The organism is Pseudomonadota bacterium (assembly GCA_039815145.1).
Classification (GTDB): Bacteria; Pseudomonadota; Gammaproteobacteria; order Steroidobacterales; family JBCBZW01; genus JBCBZW01.
On the sequence record JBCBZW010000181.1, the window covers coordinates 1 to 8,534 of the forward strand.

6 protein-coding genes are annotated in these 8,534 nt (G+C 68.4%); 2 read left to right on the forward strand and 4 right to left on the reverse strand.

Annotated elements, in window-relative coordinates; all coding sequences use genetic code 11:
* Nucleotides 1-594 (forward strand): hypothetical protein (locus AAF184_23440; GenBank protein MEO0425310.1); only part of this gene is annotated, 594 nt, incomplete at its 5' end.
* 351 nt (nt 595-945) lie between these two features.
* On the opposite strand, the gene AAF184_23445 is transcribed toward AAF184_23440, so the two are convergent.
* From AAF184_23445 to AAF184_23460, 4 genes are all read right to left on the reverse strand, one after another.
* Nucleotides 946-2,901, reverse strand: a complete 1,956-nt coding sequence (locus AAF184_23445) for a S8/S53 family peptidase (protein ID MEO0425311.1) — start codon at nt 2,899-2,901, stop codon at nt 946-948.
* Nucleotides 2,902-3,056: 155 nt separating this feature from the next.
* Entirely contained in the window at nt 3,057-5,864 is a 2,808-nt protein-coding gene (locus AAF184_23450; protein ID MEO0425312.1) for a CHAT domain-containing protein, read from the reverse strand.
* A 16-nt stretch (nt 5,865-5,880) separates the two neighbouring features.
* Nucleotides 5,881-6,786 (reverse strand): hypothetical protein, encoded by a 906-nt coding sequence (locus tag AAF184_23455; protein MEO0425313.1) that lies wholly within the window; start codon nt 6,784-6,786, stop codon nt 5,881-5,883.
* A 17-nt stretch (nt 6,787-6,803) separates the two neighbouring features.
* Nucleotides 6,804-7,457: a sigma-70 family RNA polymerase sigma factor gene (locus AAF184_23460; protein MEO0425314.1), complete on the reverse strand. Its 654-nt coding sequence runs from the start codon at nt 7,455-7,457 to the stop codon at nt 6,804-6,806.
* A 551-nt stretch (nt 7,458-8,008) separates the two neighbouring features.
* Between AAF184_23460 and AAF184_23465 the strand changes: the two genes are divergently transcribed.
* Nucleotides 8,009-8,534: hypothetical protein (locus AAF184_23465; protein ID MEO0425315.1), on the forward strand; the 526-nt coding region annotated here is incomplete at its 3' end.

Genomic DNA, 8,534 nt, shown 5'->3' on the forward strand with positions numbered 1-8,534 from the left:
CTCGATGAGCAAGTCGCAGAGCGTCTACGTGACTATGCGTGCGGCGGCGGCACGGTCATCGCTCAGCGCCGCGCCGTGAAGTGGTGGGCCGAGCAGCCCGTGACGCGCCTCAAGGTGAGCGAACTGCCACCGGCTGGGACGCCGGCCAGCTACGCAGATCGCGCCGAGGTGCTCCAGCGCGAGCGCATCGCCGGGGCGATCCTCTCGGCGAAGATCGACCTCGGTCATCCCCTCGCCTTCGGCGTGCCCGATGAGCGGTTGCCGACCTTTCACAAGGGCGAGCTGCGCCTGCGTCGCGTCGCCGATCGGTTCGCCAACGTGGCCGTTTACGACGAAGAGGCGACCGTGATGTCTGGGTTCGTGTCCCCCGAGAACGCGAAGCGATTGGGGGGCAGCGCGGCGATCGTCGCGGAGCCGGTGGGGCGAGGTCGGTTGATCCTGTTTGCCGACGTACCCAACTTCCGCGCGTACTTCCACGGTACGGAGCGCGTCTACAGCAACGCCCTGTTCTTCGACTCGGCCATCGAGTTCGATCGGGAGATCGTGGACGAGGCCCAGCGGCGCTGTCGGCCGCCGGAAGACGATATGTCATAACGTTATCGCGCGAAGATTGGGCGTGTTTGCTGCACTGCTCTCGGCCTAGGCAGGGCTGGGTCGACCGCTCGTCAGGTCGGTGGGCCAAAGGGTGCGAAGAATTCGCCTATGGGGGCACTAACCAGAAGGACGGGGTAGTCGGATTCGTTCGCGATGTCCGTCTCCCCTACAGGAACAAGCAGGCTTGGCCGGGAATGGGCCTGCGCAGTTCGTCTGGATGGTCCGCCGCGCGCTCACACTTGGCACCCCGGTCAGCCAACCTTCGCGGGCGCGCGGACCCCCGGATCATCCAGGCGTTTTTTTGTCCGGTCTGGCGCTCCCCCCGCGCCGGACCTTTTTTTCGCCCTCCAGTTACTGCCGGCTCGGGCCCGCCGTCAGCGGGTCGATGTAGAGCACGGGCGATATGTGCGTGCGACCGTCGCTGTCGCGTGAGAGCAGCTGCACCGGCTCCGCCACGGGGCATTCCACGTTGTCCATGGCCCCGAATACGCCAGACGCGAGTGAGTCGAAGGGCAGCACGAAAGCATCGTTGCCGCACAGGAGCGTGATATCCGTGAAGTCCTCGAACAGGAGCGGATCGATCTCGTAGTAGAAGATGCCCGGGCTCATGAACTGAACGAAACAGTTAGGGCAGGGCAAGTCTCCAGGCTGTGGGTCCACCCAGGGCACGGCGTTGATGCCGTGGTACTGCTTGGAGATGCACGGGTTGGCGGGGATGCCTTCCAAGGGATCGTAGTGGGTGACGATGCCGTCGCAGTCCGGGTCCGTGAGCGTATCGGTGATCGTGGTGAAGTCCGTGTCAGGGGCGATGTCCTCCACCCCCGTCAGCGCCAGACGGACCGAGGTGGGACAGGTGAGGTAAGGCCCCGTGCAGTTGCCATCGCGCACGCATTCGATGGTGGCGCAGAGGCTGACCCGTTGCACGGTCGGCACCGGGGACGGACAGGCGTTCGCGCCGCCCCCTCGGCCGTCCAGACAAAAATCAGCTTCACGCCCGAGGTCGGTACCCGATGCGGCGATGTTGTCCAGCAGCGTCCGGGTGCGCAGCGCGTTCTCGAAGCGCCAGCCGACGGCCGCTGCCGCGGAGACGACGGCACTCGCCACGGACGTGCCCGTGAGGGTGACTGTGGGCGTGTTCGGGATCGCCAGCGATTCGGTGGCAGCGTGGTCGGCGAAGGCGACCAGGGTGGGTTCGCCGCCATTGGGGCGACCGTTGAAGATGATCGAGTTGTCTACGCGCACACCGCCGGTAGCCACTACCAGGGGGCGGTTGTTGGCCATGAAGGCCTGCGTAGGGAATGCCCAACGCGGGACGTAGGCGGTGGATTCGACGAGCTGCACCCGGCACTGGATGAAGCTCGGGGCACGCTGTTGCTCCCACGCTGCGGGGTACATGGGGCCGCCCGGTTCGTCGGGGCCGCCGTGCTGATTGCCCGCCGCGGCGAACACGAGGGCGCCACGGCAGCTGGCGTCCTGCAGCGCCGAGTAGACGGACGCCACCGCCAGGGGCATGGCGGGAAAGCCCTGGTTGCCGCCGAAGCGGCGGTTCCACCCGAGCGACAGGTTGAGGATGAGGTGTTGCTGCTCATCGCCTACGCCTGGGTTTGTCTGCGCCGTCCATTCCCTCACCTCGTTGCGGATGGCGCGAGCCAGATCGGTTTGCGCGCCGAACCAGCCGCCGTTGAGGCCGTTGCGGCAGGCGCTGTCCTTGGTCCGCTGGTCGAAGCACACGTTGCCCAGGGTGAGGCGCGTGCGCACGTCGGCGGCACAGTCGTCTGCCGTCCCGTTGCAGATCATGCGCTCGATCAGCGTCGCGAGCGTGTAGCCGTGGGCTGAGGTGTACTGCGTGAACTGCTCGGGATCCACGCCCGTGGGCTGGGTGTCGAGCAGGGTCAGGCGCACGGTGTTGGGGCCGTCAGGGTAGTCGACCGGATCGACCGTCTGCCCCGCTTCGCGCAGGAAGTGTTCGCTCAGCTGGCGGAACAGGCGCTGCGGGAGCTGCCCCTCAGCCTCCGCCGACAGAACCATCTGATCCGGTTCGATGGCGCTCAGGGAGCCATCGCCAACGCGGGCCTGCAAGTTGCCGCGCAGCTCGGCGGTGAAGGGCACGTCGTCCGGCAACTCGTAGACGCAGTAGCGGGCAAGCCCGGGCGGTGGCACGGGCAGTTCCGGATCCTCGAACAAGCGCTCCACCTCCCACCCCGTTGCGGGCGGACACGGTTGCCCGGGGTTGGTGCTGGTGCCCACCCAGCGCCATAGGATGCGGGCCTCGCCCGTGTTGATCGGAGGGTCTTCGGGGGCAGCCATGGCAGTCGTGCCAAGGCATGCGAATAATATTGCTAGGCCGGCGGTGGCTCGTCGAGCCGTGATCAGGAAGTGCATGTGGAGTCTCCTTTGCCAGTGCGTTGCTGGCCGGTATTTTTGGCGTCTAGTCCGATGCGCTGTGTGAGCGTTAGTCGTGGTCATAGGGTGATGTGTCGGAAGCTGAACCAGTCCCCCTCCGGCGCCTGGCGAGCCAGGGCGAGCTGCGCCTCGCGCAGGGACTCGCCCACATCTGCGCCCGGGCGCCAGCGTTCGTAGAGGGCGGTGACGAGGGCGTTGGCGATGTCGTCGTGCACCGGACGCGTGGCCGCGATCACCGAATGACTGCCCGCGGCCAGGAAGGCGTGGGCGATGCCGATGCCTTGGCTCACGGCGGCACCTTCTTCCGCGCGGCCGGTCTCGCAGCCGGACAGCACCACCTGGGTGGGGGCGCGTCTCAAGGCGAGGATGTCGCCCACCGTGAAGGTGGTCTCGCCGGCGAGCGGCAAGGTGCTGTCCCAGCCCCCACGGCCGCCGAACATGGCGTGGCCGGCGTAGTGGAACAGATCCGCCTCCTCCAGCGCAGCGCGCATGCGCGCCAGGCTGGCGTCGGATCCGAGCAGCATGTGCGGTGCCTTCGGTCGCTGTTGGGTGAGCAGGGTGGCGACCCGCTGGGCCTCCTCGCGTGCGGCGGGTAAGTCGCCGCGCGGATCCCCGACGATGAGCGCACTGGGTGCGGGGGGCGGCGGGGACAGGGTTTGGGCGGCCGCCGTATCCAGCGCGTAGCTCACGGGCGCGTGCACGAGCAGGGGCGCTTCACCCCAAGGCAAGGCGTGGAAGTCGAGATTGTTCAGGGCGCCGGAGGTAAGCAAGCGCAGCTGGCGAGCGCCGTCGATCGCCGATGCGAACGGTTCCAACAGGCAGGCGCTGAGGGCGCCACCGTGCAGCTGTGGATCGGCGAGGGCGTACTGCGGGCAAGCCACCTCCGCGGCCTCGAGCCCCTGGTCGCTCTGGGCGAAGACCAGCCACCGCGTGTCCTCGTGACTGTCCTCGTCGGTGGCGAAGAAGAGGAGCTGGGTTTCGCCCGCGACGCGCGGCCGTCGCCCGCCTGCCTCGGGATCCGGGGCACGGTCGAGGACGGCGAAGGCGCCATCGAGCGTGCGGTGAAGCTCCGAGGCGAGTGTTTCGCGGGCGGCGCGCGTGGGCCCCAGGGCGTCGGCTGGCAGCGTCCAGTCCTGCGCCGCCTCCGCCGCCAGCTGGTCGCGGGCCCGCACGTAGGCCGCCATCGCCTCCCGCCAGCGGTTGCGCTCATCGTCGTCTAGGGCGGCCAGGCGATCCGCTCGCCGCAGGCTGCGCAGGGTCCGACTCCGCGCATCCCGGGCGACGCCGTAGGCTTCGGCGAGGTGCCCGTGGTCGATGAGTAGGCGCAGGTAGGCGAGGGTGACCCATCGGTGGCGGGCCAGGAACGTCTCGCGGCCGGCATTGACCGGCACCTGCACGGTCTGCGACGCGAGCAACGCTTCGGCCTGGCCGTACGCGTCGAGGGCGGCATCGATCTCGCCGAGGGTTTCGAACGCTTGCGCGCGGCCTGCCTGTGCGCGCCAGCGCGCCTGGTCGTCGTAGCGCTGCTGCGCGAGCTGCGCGAGGGCATCGTAGGCGAGCAGGGCCGCCTCAGGGTCCTGGCGCTCGAGAGCCACCCGGCCCCGTGCATCGTGCAGCCAATGGGCGAGTTCGGGCGCGAGATCGCCCTCATCGAGCAGGGTGTCGAGCAGGCGCGTGGCGGCGTCGACGTCGCCCCCGTGCAGGTAGGCGAGGCTGAGGTTGATTCGGGCGTTAGCCAGTTGCTCGCGCGTCGCTTGGCAAGCCGGGTCCTGGTACGCGGTGAGGGCGTCGCGCAGGGGAGGGAGTGGGTCGAGCGCGGCCTGGCGTGACTCCAGGGCCAACAGTCGATTCCAGCCGATATTGTTCGCAAGCTGAGCCCGCGCGCACGACCCCGACAGGCCGCTGGCGCGAGCAGAGAGCGCGACCAGCAGCTTATCCGCCTCCTCACGGCGGCCCACGGCCTGGAGCTGCAACGCCAGCCACTGTTCGGCGAGCTGCCGATGGCCGTGCAGTTCGAGGCGCCGTGCGGTGCTCGCGGCCCGCTGCAGGTGGCTGAGGGCGTTGCGGTAGTCCCCGACGTGGCTGGCAAGGGCGCCGGTGTAGTACGCCAGCAGGTAGCGCCCCTGGCCACCGAGCTGGTCGAGGTCCGTGGCCTCGGGTCGGATTCGCTCGAGGAGCGCCCCGGCCTCGGCGAACTCACTGCGGTGCAGGTGCAGGTAGAGGGCGACGGTGGCGCCATCGATAAGATCTTCCGGACGGTCCGCCCGGGCGTAGTGTTCGACGGCGCGATGGAGCAGGGTCAGGGCGCCGTCGGCATCGCCGGCCGCGAGGTTGGCGAGCCCCGCCCAATGGGATGCGTAGGCTGTGGCGAGGATCTGGCGGGGATGGTGCTGGTCGTCACTCAGGGGGGTAACCGTGTCGATGGCCCGCTCGAGATCACGTTGTGCGCGCAACGCTCTGGCCTCGCTGAGGACAGGTTCGATCGCGGTGCTGTTGGCGAGATCGAGGCGCCAACGCGCGCTGGCCTCTGCGCCGATTACACCGAGGGTGCCGGGCAGTCGCTTGGGCAGAATCGTGAGGTAGCGCCCGCCGTCGACGGTGCGTTGGTCCGACAGCTCGCCGCCGGTGATCTCCAGCGCTGCGCTCGGGTGCGGCAGCCAGACGTGCACGGGCGCGCCTTCGTTGAGCAGGCAGATCGGGCCCGCCAGCACGCTATCGCACCCGGTGAAGAGGGGCGTTTGCCACGGCGGGCTGGCGGTGGCACGGGAAGACGCTTCGGGCGGTGCTTCCTCGCGCGAGCACGCCGTCAGGGTCAGGGCAGTGATGGCGCTCAGGAGGACGAGGGCGATGGAGCCTGAACCGTGCATGAGCGTCGTCGCCTCACTACTCGCTCAGGGTGATGTCGAGCGCGAAGGCCTGCCACTGTCCGCCGTCGACCCCCCCGTACTCACCGATCAACCCCGCTAGCGTGGCGGCGGTCGGCAGCGCATCTTCTTGGCCGACGACGATGAGCAGACGGGAGCTGCCGTTCGGCAAGGGCAGCTGTTCCCCCACCCGGGCCTCGATGCGCACGGCGCCGCTCGGCGAGGTGCGCACGAGGGAGGCGTCGAGGGGCAGGGCCTGCGGCGTCGTCTGGGTGCTCGCTTGCAGGTAGAGGCGAGCGCTCACCTGCGCTTCGCTCTCGGTGCCGGGGGTCATCAGCAGGCGCAGTTGATTGCCGGGCGCCACGGCCACCGCGGCGGGGGTGGGGCTGGTGGGCGTGACGCGCACATCCTGGGTCGGATCTGAGCGCAGCTCAGCGGTCATGCCGCCAACCTGCAGCACGTAGTCGGGCAGTGCCTGGCGCGGTGTGGGCCCCGTGAGCAGTGCGGGGAGCAGCACGGCGATCAGTAGCCCTGCGGCCAGGGCCGAGGGGATCGCCACGGCCGGTCGCCAGCCGCGGCGCCGTTCGGCCTTCGGCGTGAGCGGCGTCACCGAAGCGCTCGGCGCCGCCTCTTGCGGGACCGCGGCCGCCGGTGCCTCGTCCAGGGTCGCGGCCACGCGATCCAGCAACGCACTTTGGAAGGTATCGGCAAGCGGCGCATACGCGGTGAGGATTCGCTTCGCTTCCTCGTTGCCGTGGGCGATCGACTCGAGACGATCTCGCTCCTGCGCACCGAGCGTGCCGGCGGCGTATTGCTCCAACAGCGTTTCCTCGAGGCCCAGGCGCGCCAAGGTCGACTGCCAGTCGGCGTCGTCTTCGCGTCGTTGGGTCGCCATGGAGGTCAACAGATCGTCTTCTTCGTTCATAACTGAGCGATTTGGGGCTACTGGGGTGAACTTCGCCCGCTGGCGGGCGAATCTGACATGAGTTCCGCATGCACCTGGCGTGCAGCGCGGCGCAAGCGGCTGCGCCAGGCGTAGACGGCCTCCGGGGAGAGCTCCGTCGCGGCGCACACCTGGGGCGTGTCCAACTCCTGCACGTAGAGCAGTTCGAACAGGTGGAAGCCGAGGGGCGTGAGGCTCTCCCGCAGGCGCGTGAGCATGCGCTCGAGAAGATCGCCCGCCAGCACCCGCCGCTCGACCGCCGGGGTGGTGTCGACCGCTTCCGGCGCATCCGCATCGCTCTGCTGCTCGCGCCAGGGGTTGCGCTTGGCGCTGCGCAGGGCGGAGATGGTGCGCCGCTCGGTGACCAGGCCGACGTAGTTGTTCAAGGAAAGGCCCGCATCGTCGCGCCACGCGTGCAGGATGCGGGCGTCATTGGCGAACAGCTCGACCAGAGCGTCCTGCGTGAGGTCTTCCACGTCGCGTCGTACGTCGCGGGCCTGGCCGGCGCGCAGCAGGCAGCGCGCCACGCGTGCTTGCACGATGGGCGTGAGTCGATCGAGCAGCGTCTTCAGCTGGGCACGATCGCCAGCGAGGGCGTCGGTGAGCAGGCGGGCGTCCGCTGCCCTGGCGTTGGCTGGCGAGGCGTCGTTCATCCCTGATCCGTAGCGACAGCGGTACGTCAATCGTCGCACCCACGAGGCGGCGGTGCTGGGCACGCCGCTCAGCGCCGACGAGGACCGCCGCGCGGTCATTGTAGCCTCCAACGACTCCCTGGGGCCGAGGCCCCTGGGTGATCGCTGCTGCGGATCGCTCAGAAGATCGGTGAATAGCGGGTCGGTGAGAATCCCGGCGGGGTACGTGCCAGTCGTTATTGTCATCGTTGTCTCCCTCAGCGCGTAGGCGGCGAAGTGCCGACCACAGGCGGCACGTGCCTGATGGGGGTATTCGCGCGTTGGCACCGATTTCTGACTTCACGCACTGCCGCATAGCGCACGCGTGCTGCAGCCGCAGCACGAAAACGACGCTTTCCTTGCGGAATCATCGGTGTGACACTGTCAAATCAGCGCGGGCGTTCGCCCGTGCCGAATGACAGGGAGGTCACGGCGCGCGATCCTAAGGATGGGAGGGTCGGTGCCATCAACACCGTGAGGCTGGTTCGAACGTAGGGAGACGATCGCACCTGCCTGGCTTCAAGGGGACACTGATGAATAGGACACTCGCGCACGCGTGTGCCGTAGCGCTGGGCACCACATTAATGGTGGGCGCCGGCACGGCACTAGCAGACTACAACGAAGGCAGCGGCAACAGCGCTGACAACAACACCACCAACTCACCCGCCGCGCCAGCGACGCTGGCCACCGGCCCAGACTTCAACGCGGACGGTTATCTCCGCGTCTCCGCCGACGAGTTCGGCTCCTGGGGAGCGTTCGAGGCTCAGTTCGAAGACCTGTTCAATCCCGTAGGGTTTGGCGCCGATCTCGTGGCCTTCACGTCGGGGTTCTTCTACTTCGAGCGTGACGCGGGCAAGCGTGAACTGCTCTCCACGATCCAAGCCTGGCAGGACGTGTTCGGGCCCGATGATTCGCTGACCAGCGTGGTCACCGCGGCGAACGTGACGAGTGACTCCAACGGCGATGGTGTGGACGACACGGCCGTCAGCCAGTTTGAAGTGCGCGGCGGCGGCACGCTCTTGCGCTTTGACCTCACGCAGACGGTATCGGCATCCGAAG

Excerpts from the sequence above, each read along its gene's own strand:
- AAF184_23445 (MEO0425311.1), bottom strand. The coding sequence starts at position 2,901 with ATGGCTGCCCCCGAAGACCCTCCGATCAACACGGGCGAGGCCCGCATC.
- AAF184_23450 (MEO0425312.1), bottom strand. The coding sequence starts at position 5,864 with ATGCACGGTTCAGGCTCCATCGCCCTCGTCCTCCTGAGCGCCATCACT.
- AAF184_23455 (MEO0425313.1), bottom strand. The coding sequence starts at position 6,786 with ATGAACGAAGAAGACGATCTGTTGACCTCCATGGCGACCCAACGACGC.
- AAF184_23460 (MEO0425314.1), bottom strand. The coding sequence starts at position 7,457 with ATGAACGACGCCTCGCCAGCCAACGCCAGGGCAGCGGACGCCCGCCTG.